Origin of the sequence: Pseudothauera rhizosphaerae (assembly GCF_004801305.1) — a bacterium.
In the GTDB taxonomy this organism is placed as follows: domain Bacteria; phylum Pseudomonadota; class Gammaproteobacteria; order Burkholderiales; family Rhodocyclaceae; genus Pseudothauera; species Pseudothauera rhizosphaerae.
Window position 1 is genome coordinate 1 of the sequence record NZ_SSOD01000036.1, and the last position, 1,511, is coordinate 1,511.

Sequence of the window (1,511 nt, forward strand, 5' to 3'; positions counted from 1 at the left end):
TGCCCGGCGTTGAGCTGGATGGAGAAGCCGTTTTGCTGACCGAAGCCGAAGGTGACGCCGACCCCGGCGCTGCTGCTTTTGTTGGTGTTGCGCAGCGTGCTGGTGTTGGCCGCCGCTTGCAGGTGGAGGTCGCGCTGCGCGGTGAGGGTGATGTCTTCGGAAATCAAATGACTACGACCCCTTTGGCCTTTTAGATTGACACCACTATTTTGCAGAATACTCGCAGAGCGAAACTATTTCTTAATAAACCTATAAATCGACCAAAAGACCATCGCACCCCCAACAAGAACCATTTGCAGAAAAAAACCGTCATTTCCTTCAAAATCATACATATTAGAATTTCTACCAAATTCAAACAGTCCAATCACCATACAAACACCAACAACCAGACATACAGACAAAAAGCAAGCAGAAACCACTCTATACAACGACCTACCAAAGAAAATATTCTTTGCAAGACAATAGACTATATCAAAAAACAAAATAAACACAAAACCTGACAACGAATACCTGTATTCATCAATATTTACACATATCGCCCCTTTGCAAAGAGGAACCCCTTTATACAAGAAAACAGATAGCGCCAAAACCAATAGCGCCATGAGAATATTTAAAACAGTACGATATTTTTCGTTCACCAGCGTATCCTTTATTTATTCTATTCCTTAGCCATCCACCTACCACCTTGATAGAGCATATTGAGAGTAGCCCCAACACGACCGGCATTGGTTGTAGGAGCATTCGGATCCAAATTAAAGACACCCAATGTAAAGTCAGTTAGATTTTGTACATTTGCAGGGTTGGACACCCATATAGCAGCAGGAGATGTCCACGCGGCCAAGGCACTTGGCACTACATACTGCCGATACCCAAATTGCAGCAGTTGTGCCTCTGTCCGCGCTGCATGTACAGCAACTTGTCCAGCGGCACCAACTTTCTGTATTGCCGGCAACGCTGCATATCCGACCCAACGCAAGCCAGTTCCGGTTACACCCCCAGCCCCCAAAGTGAGCCATCCTTCGGACAAACTGGTCGATTGCCCGTAGTGCCAGTTGTTGAGCATCGTCTGCCGGTTGATGTCGTCCTGGCTGATGCCGGAGGTCAGCACCGGCGTGTTGTCCGCCATACCCAAGTGATCGGCATTGATGGCGGCCAAGTCACCCAGGCGGCGCAGGGAGATCATGCCGTAGTCCATATCACTGGCGGCCCATTGCAGCATCAGTTCGGCAAAGGCTGCATCCCTGTTCAGGGAGGGGTCGAGCAGTTCGTAGGGGTTACGGCTGTTGCTCAACGCAATCGCATCTTTTAGCAGAGCATCTTTACATTCGTTGTCGTTGCCACATTTGCGCAAATCTTGCAGTAGCTGATCGACTTCCTGGTGTTTGAGATAGTTGTTCGTCACCCCCACGAAGGCCGTACTGGCCCCAGTGGCCGCCCCCTGGGTATCCCCGGCCAGCGTGCCGACCGCCGCGCCGGCCAGCGCGGCCCCCAGTTGCAGCAGGCTGTCGTGT

At 50.6% G+C, this 1,511-nt stretch carries 3 protein-coding genes; all 3 read right to left on the minus strand.

Going from position 1 to position 1,511, the window contains the following annotated elements; genetic code table 11:
- The coding region (locus tag E6O51_RS22530) for a hemagglutinin repeat-containing protein (protein ID WP_136387105.1) at positions 1-218 on the minus strand (218 nt) is incomplete at its 3' end.
- A gap of 15 nt (positions 219-233) precedes the next feature.
- Positions 234-638, minus strand: a complete 405-nt coding sequence (locus E6O51_RS21630) for a hypothetical protein (RefSeq protein ID WP_136387103.1) — start codon at positions 636-638, stop codon at positions 234-236.
- A 20-nt stretch (positions 639-658) separates the two neighbouring features.
- A partial coding sequence (locus E6O51_RS21635) for a VENN motif pre-toxin domain-containing protein (protein ID WP_136387104.1) occupies positions 659-1,511 on the minus strand: 853 nt, incomplete at its 5' end.